Origin of the sequence: Avibacterium sp. 20-126 (assembly GCF_044358625.1) — a bacterium.
In the GTDB taxonomy this organism is placed as follows: Bacteria; Pseudomonadota; Gammaproteobacteria; order Enterobacterales; family Pasteurellaceae; genus Avibacterium.
Window position 1 is genome coordinate 35,001 of the sequence record NZ_CP091457.1, and the last position, 19,546, is coordinate 54,546.

The following is a 19,546-nucleotide window of genomic DNA, read 5'->3' on the forward strand; positions in this document are numbered from 1 at the left end:
AGTCGGCCCCTAAGGCGAGGCTGAAAAGCGTAGTCGATGGGAAACGGGTTAATATTCCCGTACTTGGTAAAGCTGCGATGTGGGGACGGAGAAGGTTAGGTTAGCGTACTGTTGGAGATGTACGTTTAAGTTGGTAGGTGGGTAGACTAGGCAAATCCGGTCTACTGTCAACACAGAGAGATGATGACGAGGCTCTAAGGAGCTGAAGTAACTGATACCACACTTCCAGGAAAAGCCACTAAGCTTCAGGCTTTACTAAACCGTACTGAAAACCGACACAGGTGGTCAGGTAGAGAATACTCAGGCGCTTGAGAGAACTCGGGTGAAGGAACTAGGCAAAATAGCACCGTAACTTCGGGAGAAGGTGCGCTGGCGTAGTGTGAAGTTCTTTGCGAATGGAGCATGAACCAGTCGAAGATACCAGCTGGCTGCAACTGTTTATTAAAAACACAGCACTCTGCAAACACGAAAGTGGACGTATAGGGTGTGATGCCTGCCCGGTGCTGGAAGGTTAATTGATGGTGTAATCGAAAGAGAAGCTCCTGATCGAAGCCCCAGTAAACGGCGGCCGTAACTATAACGGTCCTAAGGTAGCGAAATTCCTTGTCGGGTAAGTTCCGACCTGCACGAATGGCATAATGATGGCCAGGCTGTCTCCACCCGAGACTCAGTGAAATTGAAATCGCCGTGAAGATGCGGTGTACCCGCGGCTAGACGGAAAGACCCCGTGAACCTTTACTATAGCTTGACACTGAACCTTGAATTTTGATGTGTAGGATAGGTGGGAGACTATGAAGCGGTAACGCCAGTTATCGTGGAGTCGTTGTTGAAATACCACCCTTTAACGTTTGATGTTCTAACGAAGCGCCTGAAACGGGTGTTCGGACAGTGTCTGGTGGGTAGTTTGACTGGGGCGGTCTCCTCCCAAAGCGTAACGGAGGAGCACGAAGGTTTGCTAATGACGGTCGGACATCGTCAGGTTAGTGCAATGGTATAAGCAAGCTTAACTGCGAGACAGACAAGTCGAGCAGGTGCGAAAGCAGGTCATAGTGATCCGGTGGTTCTGAATGGAAGGGCCATCGCTCAACGGATAAAAGGTACTCCGGGGATAACAGGCTGATACCGCCCAAGAGTTCATATCGACGGCGGTGTTTGGCACCTCGATGTCGGCTCATCACATCCTGGGGCTGAAGTAGGTCCCAAGGGTATGGCTGTTCGCCATTTAAAGTGGTACGCGAGCTGGGTTTAGAACGTCGTGAGACAGTTCGGTCCCTATCTGCCGTGGGCGTTGGAGAATTGAGAGGGGCTGCTCCTAGTACGAGAGGACCGGAGTGGACGCATCACTGGTGTACCAGTTGTCTCGCCAGAGGCACTGCTGGGTAGCTAAATGCGGAAGAGATAAGTGCTGAAAGCATCTAAGCACGAAACTTGCCTTAAGATGAGTTCTCCCTGACTTTAAGTTGGTAAGGGTTGTTTGAGACTAAGACGTAGATAGGCTGGGTGTGTAAGCGATGTGAGTCGTTGAGCTAACCAGTACTAATTGCCCGAGAGGCTTAACTATACAACACTCAAGGGTTTTGGCTTGTTTTTGATTGAAAGAGTAGGGATTTTAGAGCGTAAGGCTTTGAAGTCTGTGAAGAAGAGATAAGATTTAGATGAGATAAAGAATTATCTTGGCGGCGTTAGTGCAGTGGACCCACCTAAATCCATGCCGAACTTAGAAGTGAAACGCTGTAACGCCGATGGTAGTGTGGGAGTTTCCCATGTGAGAGTAGGGCACCGCCAGGTTTTGAATGAGAGAAGAACGCCATTGAGGGAACTCAGTGGTGTTTTTTGTATTTGGAGGGAATGAAAGCAGATAAGTATCAGTGAGAATGAATAGGCTATAGTCATTTCAAATAAAAATAATATGGTTATTACTAGCCCCTTATGTATGTATTAGTTGTACGTAGCGGTCGCTGTCACCTTGTCTTATTTTCATTTTAAACGATTATAGAAAAAGGAAAATCACCTTATCTTCTATACCTCAAATAAATTATTGATTAAGGCATAGGATCAGACTAATGCTAAATTAATTTTCATTTCTAGAATGGCTTTTTGTGCATTGTCTAATAAATCCTGATCGGAAATAATTCGATCAAATTCATTTAATGCACAAATATGAAAGGTTGCGCTTTTTCCGTATTTAGACGAATCTGATACTAAAACTTTCCGTTGGCTAGATTGCAAAATCGCGCGCTTCACTGGCAGCTTGTTTTCATCTGGTGTAGTAAGTCCTTTTAAATTCCAAGAGGAGGTGGAAATAAAGGCAATATCAATAGCCAGTTGCCTTAAGAGTTGGGCTGCTAACTCACCCACTGAAGAATAATTAGATTTATTTACCGTTCCACCGCAGTGTATCAACTCACATTGCCCATTTTTCATTAGAAAATCTGCGATAATAAAATCATTGGTAACCACCAAGAGATCTTCCCTATCAATAATTCGATGGGCGATTTCCAGCGTTGTCGTGCCGGCATCTAAATAGATTGTTGTATTTTGTGGAATGGATTGGGCGGCACAAATACCGATATTTTCTTTCTGTGATGTAGAGAGTAAAGATTTTGCATTATGAGTAAGTTCATCTGATAAATGTTCTAATAATTTTACACCACCAGAAACGGAAACCACACGCCCTTCTTGCTCTAGTTTTTGAATATCTCGGCGGATTGTCATATGGGATACGCCAAGTGCTTCGACTAATTGTGCGATACTAATAATATTATGCTGTCGAATAAGATTAAGCAGTTGTTTTTGTCGCTCTGCAGGAATCATCACATACTCCGAAAGGATTAATTTCCCCTATTATAAAGTCTTTCTCAGAAAAATCCTATTTAATGAATTAACAATATTTAACATTTAATGTTAAATGTTGTGATCTTTGTCGCAGTTTTTTATTTCAGAATAGGTAAAATGACTTGCATCTTAATCATTATTGCAGAGGAGAATGGGAATGAAAAATTATTCAGTTGCAGTTATTGGCTTAGGTGCGATGGGAATGGGCGCAGCGAAATCTTGCGTGAATGCAGGGTTAAATACCTATGGTGTAGATCTCAACCCTGCCGCCTTAGAAACCTTAAAACAATATGGTGCGAAAGCGGTGAGTCAAAGTGCGGTGGATTTTTCACAGCAATTAGATGCTGTCATTTTATTGGTGGTCAATGCTACACAAGTGAATGCGGTATTATTTGGGGAAAATGGCTTAGCTCAGTATTTAAAACCAGGAACAGCAGTGATGGTCTCTTCTACTATTTCTGCACAAGATGCAAAAATAATTTCACAAAAATTAACAGAATTAGATTTGTTAATGCTAGATGCTCCAGTTTCTGGTGGTGCAGCAAAAGCAAGTGCAGGGGAAATGACTGTGATGGCATCAGGTTCAAAACAGGCTTTTGATAAATTGCAACCGGTGTTAGATGCCGTTGCCGGTAAGGTTTATAACATTGGTGAAGAAATTGGGTTAGGCGCAACGGTAAAAATTATTCATCAGCTTTTAGCGGGGGTACATATAGCCGCAGGTGCTGAAGCAATGGCGTTGGCTGCGAAAGCAGGTATTCCACTTGCATTGATGTACGATGTTGTGACCAATGCAGCAGGAAATTCGTGGATGTTTGAAAATCGAATGAAACACGTTGTAGAGGGTGATTACACGCCACTTTCAATGGTTGATATTTTTGTTAAAGATTTGGGTTTAGTGAATGACACTGCGAAATCCCTCCATTTTCCACTTCATTTAGCGAGTACTGCTTATTCAATGTTTACCGAAGCGAGTAATGCAGGCTATGGTAAAGAAGATGATAGCGCGGTCATCAAAATTTTTAGTGGCATTACCTTGCCAAAAAAAGAGGAGAATTAAGATGTTAGGGGTGATTGCAGATGATTTTACTGGCGCGAGCGATATTGCCAGTTTCCTTGTTGAAAATGGGCTTCGCACCGTGCAAATGAATGGTGTACCAACACAACCTTTGCAAGACAGCGTTGATGCCATTGTGATTAGTTTGAAGTCTCGTTCCAATCCAACTGAGGAAGCAATTCAACAATCGTTACACGCATTAGATTGGTTAAAACAAAATGGTTGCTCACAGTTTTATTTTAAATATTGTTCCACCTTTGATAGTACCGCAAAAGGGAACATCGGTCCGGTAACTGATGCTTTGTTGAACGCGTTAAATGATGATTTTACCGTGATCACGCCAGCATTGCCGATTAACGGTAGAACTATTTTCAATGGTTATCTGTTTGTAGGTGATGTGCTACTCAATGAATCGGGGATGCGTCATCACCCCATTACGCCAATGAAAGATGCCAATTTGTTACGTTTAATGGATGCCCAGGCACAAGGAAAAACAGGCTTAGTAGCTTATGCAGATGTGATTCAAGGCAGTGAACAGGTTAAAGCACGCTTTGCTGAATTAAAGCAACAAGGTTACCGCTATGCGGTGGTTGATGCGGTAGATAATCAACAACTTGCTGTGCTGGCAGAAGCTGTTGCTGAGTTCAAATTAGTAACAGGCGGTTCAGGATTAGGCGCTTATATGGCGGCACGTTTAAGCGGAGGGAAGAAAGGAGAAAACGCATTTGTTCCACAAAAAGGAAAAACGGTGGTGTTATCTGGCTCTTGTTCTGTAATGACTAATCAACAAGTGGAAAATTATCAGAAAAAAGCACCGCACTTATTTCTTAATGTAGAACAGGCTATTCATCAGTCTGATTATGTAGATACCTTATATCAATGGACGATATCAAATTTGCAGTCGCCATTCGCACCTATGATTTACGCCACCGTGCCACCCGAGCAGTTAAAAGCCATTCAGCAGCAATTTGGTGCAGAACGTGCTAGCCACGCGATTGAACAAACTTTCGCACATTTAGCTAAAAAACTCAAAAATGCAGGGGTGACCAATTTCATTACTGCTGGAGGCGAAACTTCGAGTATCGTGGTGCAACAACTTGGTTTTAGTGGCTTCCATATTGGTAAACAAATTGCTCCAGGTGTGCCTTGGCTAAAAGCGCTGGAAGAACCTATTTATCTTGCGTTGAAATCGGGTAATTTCGGCAAAGTGGATTTCTTTGAGTTTGCACAAGGAATGGCAGTATGACAGAACGAGAACAAAAAATTGAAATGGTAAATCTTGCCCGTTCGTTTTATGAACGAGGTTATAGTGTGGGTGGGGCTGGAAACTTATCTGTTCGTTTAGATGAAAATCGGATTTTAGTGACGCCAACAGGCTCTTCTTTAGGTCGATTAGATGTTGAAAAACTCTCTATTGTGGATATGCAAGGTAATTGGCTGGCTGGTGATAAACCTTCTAAAGAATATGTGTTTCATTTGGCGCTGTATCAGAACAATCCGCAATGTAATGCGGTTGTTCATCTTCATTCCACTTATTTAACCGCACTTTCTTGTTTGGAGGGATTAAATCCAACCAACGCAATGCGTGCCTTTACTCCCTATTATGTTATGCGAGTCGGTAAGCTACCTGTGATTCCTTATTATCGCCCCGGTGATGTAAATATTGCGCGTGAATTAGGGGAGCGAGCTTTATCTGGCAACGCTTTTTTGCTTGCTAATCACGGTGTTGTTGTGACGGGAACGAGCTTGGTTGATGCGGTGGATAACACGGAAGAATTGGAAGAGACCGCCAAACTGTTCTTTATCTTACAAGGACAAAATATCCGTTATCTCACTGATATGGAAGTAAAAGATTTAGAAAACAGAGGAAAATAATTATGCCGAAATTTGCAGCAAATCTCACAATGATGTTTAACGAAGTGCCATTTTTAGATCGTTTTGAAGCAGCAGCTAAAGCCGGTTTCAAATATGTAGAATATTTGTGGCCTTATGAATATCCAGCCATAGAATTAAAACAACGTTTAGATCAATTTGGCTTAAAACAAGTGTTATTTAACACGCAAGCAGGTGATGTTACCCAAGGAGAATGGGGCATTGCAGCAATTCCAGGGCGAGAAAATGATGCACGCCGTGATATTGATTTAGCGTTGGAATATGCCCTTACCTTACATTGTCCGAATATTCACGTTATGGCGGCAGTTGTTCCTGAGGGGAAAGAGCGTGAAGTGTATAAAGCGATATTTATTGAAAATGTACGCTATGCGGCGGATAAATTTAAGCCTTATGGCATTAAGGTGCTACTTGAGGCACTTAGCCCGGAAGTCAAACCCAATTACTTACTGAAAAGCCAATACGATACGTTAGAAGTGGTTGAATTGGTTAATCGCGATAATGTGTTTGTTCAGTTAGATTATTTTCACGCACAAAATGTAGATGGCAATTTATCCCGCTTAACGGACAAACTGGCGGGTAAATTTGCACATATCCAAATTGCTTCTATTCCCGATCGCGTTGAGCCTGATGAAGGAGAAATTAACTATCAATACCTCTTTGATAAGTTAGATGCGATGGGTTATGAAGGCTATATCGGGTGTGAATATAAACCAAGAGCAAACACAGAAGAAGGGCTAGGCTGGTTTATTCCTTATCGCCATAACTAGTTAGTACATCAGATTTTCATTCTCTTATTAGATTTATTTGCGTACTGGTGAAAGCCAGTGCGTTGGGTGCTTTCATCTTGTCATTTAGCCAATATAAGGAGACAACTATGTTTATGTATTTATCTCACCCTCTTGATCCGAAAGACGTCGCTTGGCCAGGAGAACCTGTCGTAAAAGTAACAAGATGTACAGATGTTACGGAAGACTGTCCATTTAGTAGTTTTATTAGTGAAATACCGAATCATTGTGGCACACATATGGATGCCCCACGTCATTTTGTAAAGGATGGGTTGAGCATTAATGAATTACCGATAGATTATTTTTGCCACAAAAAAGTCGCATTAATTGAAATACCCAAAGGAGAGGCAGAAGGGATTACTAAAGAAGATCTAGAACCTTATGCTGAGATGCTATCTCAAGTCTCTTTTGCTTTTTTACGTACAGGATTTGAAAAATATCGTACAGAAAATCCCGCACTTTATCAAAATGAAGGCCCTTATATTGCCACCAGCGCAGGAAAATATTTATCTGATACTTTTCCAAATTTGAAAGGTGTTGGTATTGATTTCCTCGCCTTAGGTTCACCATCATCACGCATACCAGACAGTGAAAATCCGAAACATTGCCATCAAGCCATTTTAGGTTATCACACCGGACGTTTTACTACGGTGATTGAAGATATGCACCTAGCTGAGCTACCACATAATGCGAAGATTGTGCAGTTTATTAATGCACCCTTGCGTATTACTGGGCTTGATTCTAGCCAAGTAACTTGCATTGTTGAGTTGGAATAATCGGTGAATAGATGTGCTGTAAGGTGCATCTATTTTTCTTGCAGAAGGAGGTCATTATGGAAAATTTGAACCTTTACCTTGGTGAATTGGTAGGAACGGCCTTTTTTATGGTATTAGGGTTAGGTGTTTGCGCCAATATTTCCTTAAAAAAATCAGGAATGTACGGTAGTGGTGGTATTGTCGCCGCTTGTGGTTGGGGACTAGCGATGGTTTCTATTGCTGTTATCTTTGGGCCGCTAACTGGGGCGCACGTTAATCCTGCCGTTACCATTGGCTTTTGGGCAGTAGGGCGTTTCCCTGCATCTTTAGTCGCAGGATATATTCTCGCTCAGTGCATTGGTGCTTTTATCGGTGCGGTAATAATTTGGCTGTTATTTAAAGATCATTTAGATGAAGAAGATAATGAAAATAGCAAATTAGGTGTGTTTGCAACTATTGCATCTAACCAAAATAATTGGCGTAACTGTCTGTCTGAAGCCGTTGCCACTTTCTCATTATTATTCATTTTATTTGCCTTAGGACATCAAATTCCAGCTAATGGTATGGCAATGTTTTTTGTCTTTGCTGCGGTAGCAGGGGGCGTAATGTCTTTTGGCGGTCTGACAGGGTATGCAATTAATCCAGCAAGAGATTTTATGCCGCGATTAGTGCATTACTGCTTACCTATTAAAAATAAAGGGCGTTCGCATTTTGACTATGCTTGGGTGCCTATTGTTGGCCCCATAATCGGCGCCTGTTTAGCCGCTTTATTATACCGAGCATTATTTGCCTCTTAATTTATTCGTCGCAATTGAATATGTATCCACTTCTCATAAAAGGAGCGCACAATGAAAATCGTCATTACTGGCGGGCAAGGATTCCTTGGACAACGCTTAGCAAAAGCCTTACTCACACAAACCAGACTTCCTATTGAAGAACTGGTATTAATTGATCTCGTCAAACCTATTGCGCCAAATAATGATTCAAGAGTACGTTGTATCGAAATGGATCTACGTCAACCGCAGGGGCTAGAGGAAATCATTACCACAAAAACCACCGCACTTTTTCATTTGGCTGCTATTGTGAGTAGCCACGCGGAACAAGATCCTGATTTAGGTTATGAAATTAACTTTCTTGCTACTCGTCATTTATTAGAAGTATGTCGGAGAATTAACCCTAATATTCGTTTTATTTTCTCCAGTTCTTTAGCAGTATTTGGTGGTGAATTACCTACGGTGATTACTGATAGTACAGCTGTAACGCCACAATCTACTTATGGTTCACAAAAGGCAATGTGTGAGCTATTGATTAATGATTATAGCCGTAAAGGCTTTGTCGATGGTTTAGTAGTACGTTTACCCACCATTTGTATTCGTCCGGGTAAACCAAATAAAGCGGCATCTTCATTTGTAAGTAGCATAATGCGTGAACCGTTACATAGCGAAGAGAGTATTTGTCCCGTTTCAGACGATCTCGGTTTATGGCTCTCTAGCCCTAATACTGTCGTGAATAACTTCATTCATTGTTTGCAATTAGCCAAATTACCAGAACGGAGTTGGCATATTGTGAATTTACCCGGCTTTAGCATTTCAGTGAAAGAAATGTTAGCTAATCTTGCGGAAATAAAAGGTCAAGACATTTTACAGTATGTTAAATACCAATTTGATCCACAAATCAATGACATTGTAGCAAGTTGGCCTGCGCACATTGATAACTATAAAGCGTTGGCATTAGGTTTTAAAGCAGATAAGGATTTTAAATCCGTCATTCATCAATTCATTCAATACGATATGTAAGGAGACAATATGTTTGGTTTACCTACGCCAATCATTGGCTTAATTATCGCTGTTTTTGTACTCGTTTATTTAGTTTTGAAAACCCGTGTTCACGCCTTTATTGCGATGTTAATTGCGTCCTCCATTGCTGGATTAATTGGTGGAATGACGGCTCAAGAAACCTTAGGGGCGATTTCCAAAGGATTTGGCGGCACCTTAGGGGGAATCGGAATTGTGATCGGTTTAGGTGTGATGATGGGAAGCATCCTTGAAGTATCGGGTGCGGCCGAAAAAATGGCATATAGTTTTATCAAAATACTTGGTAAGAAAAAAGAAGAATGGGCATTAGCGATTACCGGTTATATTGTGAGTATCCCCATTTTTGTAGATTCTGCTTTTGTGATTTTATACCCCGTAGCAAAAGCTTTAGCTAAAAATGGTAAACGTTCTCTACTTACACTCGGCGTTGCACTTGCAGGGGGCCTAGTGGTAACGCACCATACTGTGCCGCCAACACCAGGTCCTTTAGGCGTTGCTGGGCTATTTAATGTGGATATTGGGGCAATGCTATTGGTTGGTATGTCAATGGCCGCATTTCCGGTTATTGGTATCGTTCTCTATGCAAAATGGCTTGATAAAAAATATCCTGACTTTAATCAACAGGTTTTCACTCAAGAAGAACTTAAACAAAAATATGATGACTACATTGAAAGTCGTGAAAAGAAAAATTTACCAAGTTTAGGGCTTTCTTTACTGCCAATTTTATTACCTATCGTGTTAATTTTTATTAAAGCGATTTTAGATTTAATTGCTAAAAGCGCTCCAGAATTATCACATAATGTAATTTATCAAACCTTTGTCTTCCTTGGGCATCCTATCATCGCTCTGGCGATTAGTGTATTAATTTCTGTTTATGCACTCTTACCAAATGTAGATAAAAATACCACCGCACTTCATTTAGAAGAAGGGGTAAAAACGGCAGGGATTATCTTATTAGTAACAGGTGCCGGTGGCGCATTAGGTGCGGTATTACGTGAAAGTGGTGCAGGGGCTGAGTTAGCCAAACAAGTAGCAGCTTTACCGATTTCCCCTATCTTAATTCCTTTTATTGTTTCAACACTTGTTCGCTTTATTCAAGGTTCTGGCACCGTGGCGATGATTACCGCTGCCTCTATCTCAGCACCAATTTTAGCGCAAATTCCGGGGGTGAATATGTTACTTGCTGCACAAGCTGCCACAATGGGATCACTCTTTTTTGGTTATTTCAATGACAGTTTATTCTGGGTGGTAAATCGAATGATGGGCATTAGTGATGTGAAAAAACAAATGATTGTGTGGTCTGTTCCTACTACTATCGCTTGGGCTATAGGGGGTTCTATGGTGATTTTCGCAAATCTAATTTGGGGAAATGATGGCTCTATTTTCGATTTAATTCTTCCTCTTGGGGTATTGGGGGGCATTTTGTTGTATGTCAATAGACAAAATAAACAACTTTAACGTTACATAAATTCCGTGTGTTGTTTTCAATACACGGAATTTTTCTTATGGAGGAAATATGAAAAAGTGTGGTCTTTTATTTTGTAGTTTTTTATGTGGGCTAAATATGGCTAATGCCAATGATCAGCCCAAACCATTGGATAAACCTATAAAAATGAGCTTAATTGGTGAGATTACTGAACAAGGGCAAAAAATTAGTGGCATCGCCTTAGAGTATGAAGACAATATTTTATCGGGATCAAACTTACGCCAGCTTTATCGGGTTCAAACCATATTGGATCAACAAGCACCAATTTCTCGGACTGTGTTGAAAGCCTATGTTAATAATCAAGCGCAAAAAGCTTATCAAGCAAAGGCTGGGAAATTTGTTATTATTGAGCTAGATACCCAAGATAAAAATGCCATTCCTTATAGGTTACGCGAAGAAAATGCACAACCAATGAGATTTCAAGCAAAGGATAAAAATGGCAAGATTATTTCCGTGGAAAAAGTCCAACGCTCAAAAGTTCCTGAATATTACAATGATCGATTAATTTATACCGTTGAACAAACCAGTCTGCTTAAATTAACGAATGGCAAAACCTTAGATAAAACAAGTATTAAGAAATCAGCCAGTCAAGCAATGATCCATACACCTTATCTTGATGAATTTATTGCCAAAACAGTGGAAGGAAATGCTGATGAAAATCAATTAGCTTATCGTTTTTATCGTCCACAACTTAATACTAATCAAACTTATCCGCTCACCCTATTTCTACACGGTTCAGGGCAAGTGGGAACAGATAATCTTGCTCATTTACTGTCTAGTAAAGGTGCTATTGCAACCTTAATTTATGAAGCAGGGTTTGTACTTGCTCCACAATATCAGACGGTATTTGATCCCTTTGAACCACAAGGTGGTATTCATTGGCAAACTGATAATCGCCTTGATTTATTGCTCAAAATGATCGATCGCACTTTAGAGAATGAACCGCAAATCGATCCTACACGGATTTATTTAATTGGATTGTCACGTGGCGCAGAAGGGGCATTAAAACTTTTGCAAAAACGACCGCACTTTTTTGCGGGAGCCTTATTAATGAGTGGGCGAGAAGCGAATACATTAGAGTGGATTGAGGGGAATGCGAATGTGGCTAATTTAGCAATGCTCAAAAATGAAAATATTTGGTTTTTTCATAGTAAAGAAGACAAGGTTTCCCCAGTGAATGGCTCTAGGATTAATTACCACATTTTGCACGACAAGCTCAATGCACCAAATGTGAAATATACCGAATTTACTATGCAACAGGCAGGTGATAACGGCATTGTAAATGCGAATCCACATAACACTTGGGATGCAGTGTTTAATAGCCCCGAAATAATTCATTGGTTGTTAGCGCAACGCAGAGCCATTAAACCATAGAGGAAACAAATAATGAACACCAAAACGAACTATATCATTGCCTTAATCTTTCTTATCATTGCAGGATTGTCTTCTTACTTAGGTTTTCAAATTGAGCGCGATTTTGGGCGTATTGATGTACGAACAATCACGATTCCCACAGAAGAAAAACAACCAATGGTGGCAAAACTTTATCGTCCACTTTCTGCCACAGCTCAAGCACCAAAACCCGCCTTGTTAGCGCTATACGGTTATCAAAGTGATAAAGAAGCAACAAATACTTTTGGTGCATTAGAGCTGGCGAAAAGAGGGTTTGTTGTCCTTGCAATCGATCATTTTGGACACGGTTATTCCACCAAATTACCTGCGTCCAATAAAACCATTAGTGGTGCCAATAATGGCTATCAATATTTAAAAACGTTACCTTTTGTTAATAAAGATCAGCTTGGGATTTTCGGTCATTCCACAGGGGCATTAAATGCTATTCGTGTGGCAAAATTAAATCCTGACCATAAAGCGGTAAATGGCTTAAGTAGTCATGGTGGTGATCCTGAATTGCATAATTATCTACTCACACAGGGATTATATGAAGAAATAGGAGGTTACCGTGAAAAAACTTTTCCTGTCAAAGAGTTAGTAAAAAATTCAGCTCGCTTAAATGCTTTTTCTTTGCCTCACAATGCCCAATTAAAATGGGATCATACCTACGGTTCTTTTGAGAATGGAAGTGCAAGGCGTGCCGCTTTAGTGAATGGCACACATCTTGGCGTGATGATTGCAGAACAAAGTAATAAAGAAGCGATTTTATGGTTTAACCAAGCACTACAAAATGGCGTGAAAGATAAGGATTGGATTGATCCTGACCAGCAAACTTATTGGTACAAAGAATTTTCTGGCTTAATCGCATTATTTAGTGCAGTTCTTTCAGCATTATTTTTAATTAATGGATTATTAAAACGACCTTATTTTTCTGCAATTACTCAGCAAATTTCTGAGAAAACCGCACTTTCTTGTAAGAAATGGTGGTATTTTGCTGGAATTAATATTGTACTTACAATGTTGCTCTACCCTATTTTTACCCAATGGGGCGGTGCCAATGAACCGATCGCAGCAAAACTCAGCTTTATGCCGCTTGAAATGGGAAATGGTATTATTAGCTGGCTTTTTGTAAGTGCGGTCATAAATTTACTCTTTTTTGTATTATGGAAAAAAGCCAATCAAACGATTTCATTACAGGAATTGGGGCTTCTTAATCAAGCGAGTATTAGTTTGATTTCATTAGTGTTACGCACGTTATTATTAAGTATGATTGCAGTAGGTTATCTTTATGTTTTAACTTGTTTTTTACACGCTTGGTTGGGTGTAGAATTGCGTTTCCTATGGCCACTGTTAAAGCCACTCACCATTGAACGAGCAGAATTGTTTTTGATTTATTGGTTACCTATTTTATTCTTTTTCTTCGTTTTCAATGGGTTGATCATCGGCGTGCAAATGAAACAACCATTACAGAAAACATTTTCTGCGACATTAATGATGTGGTCGATAAAAACGCTTATCTTTGCTGTCAGTGGCTTAGTTATTTTATGGCTATTTCACTTCATTCCTGATTTTATGCAAATCGGACCGGGATTTGATCTCATTGGGTTACCACAATTTGGTGGGCGTTGGATGATGATGCTTGCTGTGATTATCCCACAATTTATTGTATTCATTGTGATCAATCATTGGTGTTATCTCAAAACAGGATATATTTATCTAGGCGTGTTTTTTACTTCAATGCTAATGACCTGGATTTTAGTTGGCGGACAAGTTATTGGACGGTTTTTGGCTTAGTAAAATTTAATCAGTAGGCAAGGGGCTGTTGCCCCTTTTTAGATCTTATTCTCATTATAACTTTGTAAAACAATATGCCAGTTTTTCTCATTAAAGAAAATGTTTCGTTTATTTCCCTCTTTATTAAAAGAGCGGTGTAATCTGGCGAGATTTTTGGCTTTCCAACTATTCCCCGATTTTTCTGTGCATTTGTCGAAATCTAATAGCCAATATTTTTGTTCTGGCGTGGCGAAATGTTGTACTAAAATATTATGGGCGTTGAGGTCGGTGTGGCAAATTTGTCGGTCGTGTAATTGGCGGATTAATTGCCCGATTTGTTGCCAACTTTCAGCAGGCAAACTATGGTGTTGTAACAGCACAGTGAGATCTTGTGCATTTTCGATTTTTTCACTGAGTAAATCCGCTTGATAGCAAATGCCTGTTTTGCCTTTGATAATTCTTGCGCCAATCGGTTTTGGCACGGGTAACCCCTCTTGATGTAATTTATTTAACAGATGAAATTCAGCGAAACTACGCGTGTGCTGAAGATCGCTGAACCAATAGCGATCTTTATTTAGTCTGCCTAATAAACCACCGCGATAATAATGACGTAAAGCCCCATTCACGCCAAACAGATCGGCGCTTTTTACGAACCAAGTGATACCCCGCCCTTTGGCCGAACCAAGAATACGCTGTTGTTGCTGCCAAAATTGCGGTTCAAAATAGAGGCTTGGCTCCGCAGGTTGCGTTTCCAGATTAAAAATAAAATATTGGTTTTGCTGTTGCAGTTCAAGCATATTGGGTTGATTTCTTATAGAATAGATGAATGAAAACATTCTACTGAAAATAAAAAAGAATGCTATATTAAACAGAAAAACGAAGGTAAATCTATGGCACTTTTTTCCACGCCTCCAAAATCCATTTGTATTTTACGCCTTTCCGCCATTGGTGATGTATGCAATGCCTTGTCGGCAGTGCAACAAATTCAACGTTATTGGGAAAATACCCAAATTACTTGGATTGTTGGCAAAACAGAAAGTCAGTTATTGCAAAATGTGAAAGGTATCCGCTTTATTCCTTATGATAAAAAAACTGGCTGGAAAGGCATTTGGGCGTTATGGAAAACATTGCGTAATGAACATTTTGATGTGCTATTGAATATGCAAACCGCATTGCGTGCTTCAATGATCTCCTTAGGTATTAAAGCCACTTATAAAGTTGGATTTAGTCAAAATCGTGCGCGAGAAGGGCAATGGCTATTTACCAATCGTAAAATCAATGAGCCGAATAATCCGCACGTTCTAGCAGGATTTTGGGCCTTTGTGGATTATTTGGGCTTGCCTATGGGCGATCCGAAATGGGATTTAGGGATTGGGGAAAAAGAACGCTCTGCGGTTCGACAATTTATTGATCCAACAAGAAAAAATCTACTCATTTCGCCTTGTTCAAGTAAATCAGAAAAAGATTGGTTGGCCGAACGCTATGCTGAAATTGCCAATATTGCGCACAGTCAAAATATCAATGTGATTTTATGTGGATCAACAGCATTCAGAGAGCAAGCAATGATTGAAAAAATCATCGCATTGTGTGATTTTCAACCAGTAAATGCGAGCGGAAAAACCTCATTAGTGGAATTGGCCGCACTGATTGGAATGGTTGATTTGCTGATCGCGCCTGATAGTGGCCCCGCCCATATTGCGACTGCACAGGGTACGCCAGTTATTGGCTTGTATGCTTATCATAATCCCTTGCGAACAGGGCCTTATTATAATTTATCAGAAGTGGTTTCCGTGTATGAACAAAATGCTCAGCAAGAATTCGGCAAACTTTCCTATCAGTTACCTTGGGCAACCAAACTGAAAGGCAATCAGTTAATGACACAAATTTCTGTGGCAGAGGTGTTAGAGAAAATGCGACAGATTGGCTTTGTGAAATAAAACTGTTAAAAAATAGCCAAGCATTCGCTATAATACGCCAATTTTTGCGTTCGCGAATGGCAAAAATAAAGTGCGGTGGAAAATCTCTGAATTTTTCACCGCACTTATCCTTTTGTTTTATCTTGCGAACCTGTCTTTTTATTTTTAGGAAAAACGATGTTTAATAAAATTTTCGAATGGTTTGAAAGCCGTCTAAATGCCTATCCAGAGCAATCGCCAAAAACGCCCGAAAAAGGCTTAATTCGCTTTATTTGGTCGAATATGGAAGGAATGCGTGGCTGGATTTTGTTGCTTGCGTTGCTTACCGTAGGAACGGGGGTGATGGAAGCGGTGTTGTTCCAGTTTATGGGAATCGTAGTGGATTGGCTTGGGAAATACACGCCAGCCACCTTGTGGCAAGAAAAAGGTCATTGGCTTTTAGCAATGGCAGGCTTGTTGATCTTTAGTGTATTCTGGTCGTTCAGCGCATCAGCGGTTCGTTTACAAACCTTGCAAGGGGTATTTCCAATGCGTTTACGTTGGAATTTCCACCGTTTAATGCTTGGACAAAGCCTGAGTTTCTATCAAGATGAATTTGCAGGGCGTGTTTCAGCTAAAGTGATGCAAACAGCCCTAGCGGTACGCGATACCGTACTGACCATTGCCGATATTATGGTTTATGTTGTTGTGTATTTCATCACCTCAGGTATTGTGCTGGCTGCATTGGATGCGTGGTTCTTATTGCCTTTTGCCTTATGGGTTGTTGCGTTTATTACTATTTTACGCATTATTATTCCCAAATTAGCTAAAACTGCCGAGCGCCAAGCGGATGCCCGTTCATTAATGACAGGACGGATTACCGATTCTTATGCCAATATTGCCACAGTAAAACTGTTCTCACATGGGGCTAGAGAAGCCAGTTATGCCAAACGTTCTATGGAAGAATTTATGGTGACGGTACACGCACAAATGCGTTTAGCCACCTCCTTAGATACCATCACTTACGCCACCAATATTACCTTAACCCTCAGCACGGCGATCCTTGGCATTGTGCTGTGGAAGCAAGGCAGTGTTGGGGTTGGTGCGATTGCCACTGCCATTGCAATGGCATTGCGTGTGAATTTTATTTCTCGTTGGATTATGTGGGAATCCGCACGTTTATTTGAAAATATTGGTACTGTCAATGATGGTATGAATACGCTCACTAAACCGCATACTATTGTCGATAAACCGCAAGCATTGCCATTAAAAGTGAGCAAAGGCGAAATCCATTTCAATGATGTGAGCTTTTCCTACGATCCGCAAAAACCATTACTCAGCCATTTTAATCTCACCATTAAACCCGGGGAAAAAGTGGGATTGATTGGGCGTTCTGGGGCAGGGAAATCCACCATTGTGAACTTACTGTTACGTTTTTACGAGGCAAATCACGGTGAAATCACGATTGACGGGCAAAATGTATGCGAGGTAACCCAAGAAAGTTTACGTAGCCAAATTGGTTTAGTGACCCAAGACACCTCTTTATTACACCGTTCTGTGCGAGAAAATATTCTTTATGGTCGTCCAACAGCGAGTGATGAAGAAATGTTTTCAGCGGCGCAACGTGCTGAAGCCTCTGAATTTATCCCATTTTTGAGTGATGCAGAAGGTCGAACAGGCTATGACGCACACGTCGGTGAGCGTGGCGTGAAGCTTTCTGGGGGACAACGCCAGCGGATTGCCATTGCCCGTGTGATGTTAAAAGATGCACCTATTCTTTTATTAGATGAAGCAACCAGCGCCTTAGATTCGGAAGTGGAAGTGGCGATTCAAGAAAGCCTAGACAAAATGATGGAAGGCAAAACCGTGATTGCAATTGCTCACCGCCTTTCTACCATTGCCGCAATGGATCGTCTTATCGTATTAGATAAAGGACAAATTGTGGAACAAGGTACGCACAATGAATTACTCGCCCAAAATGGGCTTTATGCCAAATTGTGGCATCATCAAAGCGGTGGCTTTTTGAGTGAAGAATAATGCTAGACTATGATGATAAAAAGCAAGATTGTTGAGTAATCTTGCTTTTTTATAATTAAAGCAATTTAACCCTGTTCAAAGAAAATTAATACCCATTTTCCTGTGTATTTATTCCTTTCACAATTGCCACCCCCGCGCTTACTCCTAAACGGGTTGCTCCCGCATTAAGCATTGCAATAGCCGTGGCTGTATCACGAATGCCACCAGAGGCTTTTACACCAATTTCATCACCGACAATGCGCTTCATCAAAGTAACGTCCTCAACAGTTGCACCACCTGTGCTAAAACCAGTAGAGGTTTTTACAAAAGCCACCTTGAGTGTTTTGCAGATTTCGCAAACTTTGATGATTTCTTCTTTGGTTAAGAGACAGGTTTCTAAAATCACTTTTAAGGTTTTTCCTTGGCAAGCAGAAAGTACCGTTGCGATATCTTGTTCCACGTCTTGCCATTGTTGAGATTTTACCCACCCTACATTAATGACCATATCAATTTCATCTGCGCCCTGAGCAATTGCTTGTTCCGCTTCAAACGCTTTCACTTGGCTTAAACTTGCCCCTAAAGGAAAGCCAACAACGGTACAAATTCTCACCGCACTTTGTGCAAGTGCCTGTTTTGCCAGAGGAATATACGCCGAGTTAATACACACGGAGCAAAATTGATGTGTTATTGCTTGTTGGCATAAATTAAGAATGTCTTGTGGCGTTTTATCCGCAGCAAGGGCTGTGTGGTCAATGTATTTTGCAATATCTTGTGGTTGCATCATATATCCTTAATCTTGGCTGAATTTGTGCTATATCATAACCTAAAAGAGGGGGTGAGCGCGAAATTTCTTTAGCCCTTATTAGCAAAATCCTTTAGAATAAACGCCAATAGTAAAATCAAATGAGGATTGAAAAATGATTATTGTAACTGGCGGCGCAGGCTTTATTGGCAGTAATATCGTAAAAGCGTTAAATGAGATCGGGCGCACGGATATTTTGGTGGTGGACGATTTAAAAGATGGCACAAAATTTGTCAATTTAGTGGATTTAGATATTGCCGATTATTGTGATAAAGATGATTTCATCGCATCCATTATGGCGGGTGATGATTTAGGTGATATTGATGTCATTTTCCACCAAGGTGCTTGTTCAGCCACAACCGAATGGGACGGCAAATTCGTAATGGAAAATAATTATGAATATTCCAAAGAATTATTGCATTATTGTTTAGAGCGTCAAATTCCGTTTTACTACGCGTCAAGTGCGGCAACTTATGGGGGCAGCAAAACCTTTGTCGAAGCACGTGAATTTGAAAAACCGCTAAATGTATATGGCTATTCTAAATTCTTATTTGATGAATATGTGCGTAAAATCTTGCCAGAGGCAACTTCACCTGTGTGCGGTTTTAAATATTTCAATGTCTATGGGCCAAGAGAACAGCACAAAGGGAGTATGGCAAGCGTGGCATTCCACCTTAATAACCAAATTTTGAAAGGGGAAAATCCAAAATTATTTGCAGGCAGCGAACATTTCTTGCGTGATTTTGTTTATGTTGGCGATGTAGCTGCGGTAAATATTTGGTGCTGGCAACACGGCATTTCGGGGATTTATAACTGCGGAACAGGCAATGCGGAAAGTTTTGAGGCAGTGGCACAAGCTGTATTAAAATTCCACGGCAAAGGACAAATTGAGACCATTCCATTCCCAGAACATTTGAAGAGCCGCTACCAAGAATACACCCAAGCCGATCTCAGTAAACTGCGTGCCACAGGATATGACAAATCGTTCAAACCTGTTGCTGAAGGTGTCAGCGAATATATGGCGTGGTTGAATAAATAACATC

At 40.7% G+C, this 19,546-nt stretch carries 16 protein-coding genes and 2 rRNA genes (1 of these 18 running past the window's edge); 15 read left to right on the plus strand and 3 right to left on the minus strand.

Going from position 1 to position 19,546, the window contains the following annotated elements; all coding sequences use genetic code 11:
* Together L4F91_RS00150 and rrf are read left to right on the plus strand one after the other, a co-directional pair.
* Positions 1 to 1,561 (plus strand): 23S ribosomal RNA (locus tag L4F91_RS00150) (it extends 1,338 nt beyond the left edge of the window).
* Between the two features lie 111 nt (positions 1,562 to 1,672).
* Positions 1,673 to 1,788: ribosomal RNA gene (gene rrf / locus L4F91_RS00155) — 5S ribosomal RNA — on the plus strand.
* 267 nt (positions 1,789 to 2,055) lie between these two features.
* Here rrf and L4F91_RS00160 read toward each other — a convergent pair.
* Complete coding sequence (locus tag L4F91_RS00160; RefSeq protein ID WP_250364608.1) at positions 2,056 to 2,814, minus strand: DeoR/GlpR family DNA-binding transcription regulator; 759 nt, start codon at positions 2,812 to 2,814, stop codon at positions 2,056 to 2,058.
* A 172-nt stretch (positions 2,815 to 2,986) separates the two neighbouring features.
* Between L4F91_RS00160 and ltnD the strand changes: the two genes are divergently transcribed.
* The 10 genes from ltnD to L4F91_RS00210 all read left to right on the plus strand — a co-directional run bounded on the left by ltnD (position 2,987) and on the right by L4F91_RS00210 (position 13,811).
* Complete coding sequence (gene ltnD / locus L4F91_RS00165) at positions 2,987 to 3,895, plus strand: L-threonate dehydrogenase (protein WP_250363786.1); 909 nt, start codon at positions 2,987 to 2,989, stop codon at positions 3,893 to 3,895.
* A gap of 1 nt (position 3,896) precedes the next feature.
* Positions 3,897 to 5,138, plus strand: coding sequence for a 3-oxo-tetronate kinase (gene otnK / locus L4F91_RS00170; protein ID WP_395896580.1), 1,242 nt, complete (start codon positions 3,897 to 3,899; stop codon positions 5,136 to 5,138).
* Positions 5,135 to 5,767 (plus strand): aldolase, encoded by a 633-nt coding sequence (locus L4F91_RS00175; protein ID WP_265762499.1) that lies wholly within the window; start codon positions 5,135 to 5,137, stop codon positions 5,765 to 5,767. The genes otnK and L4F91_RS00175 overlap by 4 nt, the downstream gene beginning before the upstream one ends.
* A gap of 2 nt (positions 5,768 to 5,769) precedes the next feature.
* Complete coding sequence (gene otnI / locus L4F91_RS00180; protein ID WP_395896582.1) at positions 5,770 to 6,552, plus strand: 2-oxo-tetronate isomerase; 783 nt, start codon at positions 5,770 to 5,772, stop codon at positions 6,550 to 6,552.
* A 107-nt stretch (positions 6,553 to 6,659) separates the two neighbouring features.
* Positions 6,660 to 7,346: a cyclase family protein gene (locus tag L4F91_RS00185; RefSeq protein ID WP_265762501.1), complete on the plus strand. Its 687-nt coding sequence runs from the start codon at positions 6,660 to 6,662 to the stop codon at positions 7,344 to 7,346.
* A 56-nt stretch (positions 7,347 to 7,402) separates the two neighbouring features.
* The gene (locus tag L4F91_RS00190) at positions 7,403 to 8,122 is read left to right on the plus strand and encodes an MIP/aquaporin family protein (protein ID WP_250351201.1); all 720 of its coding nucleotides are present in this window, start codon (positions 7,403 to 7,405) and stop codon (positions 8,120 to 8,122) included.
* Positions 8,123 to 8,173: 51 nt separating this feature from the next.
* The gene (denD, locus tag L4F91_RS00195) at positions 8,174 to 9,121 is read left to right on the plus strand and encodes a D-erythronate dehydrogenase (protein WP_395896585.1); all 948 of its coding nucleotides are present in this window, start codon (positions 8,174 to 8,176) and stop codon (positions 9,119 to 9,121) included.
* Between the two features lie 9 nt (positions 9,122 to 9,130).
* Entirely contained in the window at positions 9,131 to 10,597 is a 1,467-nt protein-coding gene (locus L4F91_RS00200; protein ID WP_250351199.1) for a gluconate:H+ symporter, read from the plus strand.
* A gap of 58 nt (positions 10,598 to 10,655) precedes the next feature.
* On the plus strand, positions 10,656 to 11,999 hold the full coding sequence (locus L4F91_RS00205; RefSeq protein ID WP_395896587.1) for a phospholipase: 1,344 nt from the start codon (positions 10,656 to 10,658) through the stop codon (positions 11,997 to 11,999).
* A 12-nt stretch (positions 12,000 to 12,011) separates the two neighbouring features.
* Positions 12,012 to 13,811, plus strand: a complete 1,800-nt coding sequence (locus L4F91_RS00210; RefSeq protein WP_395896589.1) for an alpha/beta hydrolase — start codon at positions 12,012 to 12,014, stop codon at positions 13,809 to 13,811.
* Positions 13,812 to 13,849: 38 nt separating this feature from the next.
* Here the strand turns inward: L4F91_RS00210 and L4F91_RS00215 are convergent, their stop codons facing one another.
* Positions 13,850 to 14,587 carry a 3-deoxy-D-manno-octulosonic acid kinase gene (locus tag L4F91_RS00215; protein WP_395896591.1) on the minus strand — a complete coding sequence of 246 codons (738 nt, stop codon included), beginning with the start codon at positions 14,585 to 14,587 and terminating at the stop codon, positions 13,850 to 13,852.
* Between the two features lie 93 nt (positions 14,588 to 14,680).
* Between L4F91_RS00215 and L4F91_RS00220 the strand changes: the two genes are divergently transcribed.
* Together L4F91_RS00220 and L4F91_RS00225 are read left to right on the plus strand one after the other, a co-directional pair.
* Positions 14,681 to 15,727, plus strand: coding sequence for a glycosyltransferase family 9 protein (locus L4F91_RS00220; protein ID WP_395896593.1), 1,047 nt, complete (start codon positions 14,681 to 14,683; stop codon positions 15,725 to 15,727).
* A 156-nt stretch (positions 15,728 to 15,883) separates the two neighbouring features.
* Complete coding sequence (locus tag L4F91_RS00225; RefSeq protein ID WP_265762507.1) at positions 15,884 to 17,722, plus strand: ABC transporter ATP-binding protein; 1,839 nt, start codon at positions 15,884 to 15,886, stop codon at positions 17,720 to 17,722.
* Positions 17,723 to 17,807: 85 nt separating this feature from the next.
* On the opposite strand, the gene deoC is transcribed toward L4F91_RS00225, so the two are convergent.
* Positions 17,808 to 18,482: a deoxyribose-phosphate aldolase gene (gene deoC, locus L4F91_RS00230; protein ID WP_395897775.1), complete on the minus strand. Its 675-nt coding sequence runs from the start codon at positions 18,480 to 18,482 to the stop codon at positions 17,808 to 17,810.
* A 136-nt stretch (positions 18,483 to 18,618) separates the two neighbouring features.
* Here deoC and rfaD point away from each other — a divergent pair, with 136 nt between their 5' ends.
* Entirely contained in the window at positions 18,619 to 19,542 is a 924-nt protein-coding gene (gene rfaD, locus L4F91_RS00235; RefSeq protein WP_395896595.1) for an ADP-glyceromanno-heptose 6-epimerase, read from the plus strand.
* The last annotated feature ends 4 nt before the right edge of the window (positions 19,543 to 19,546 follow it).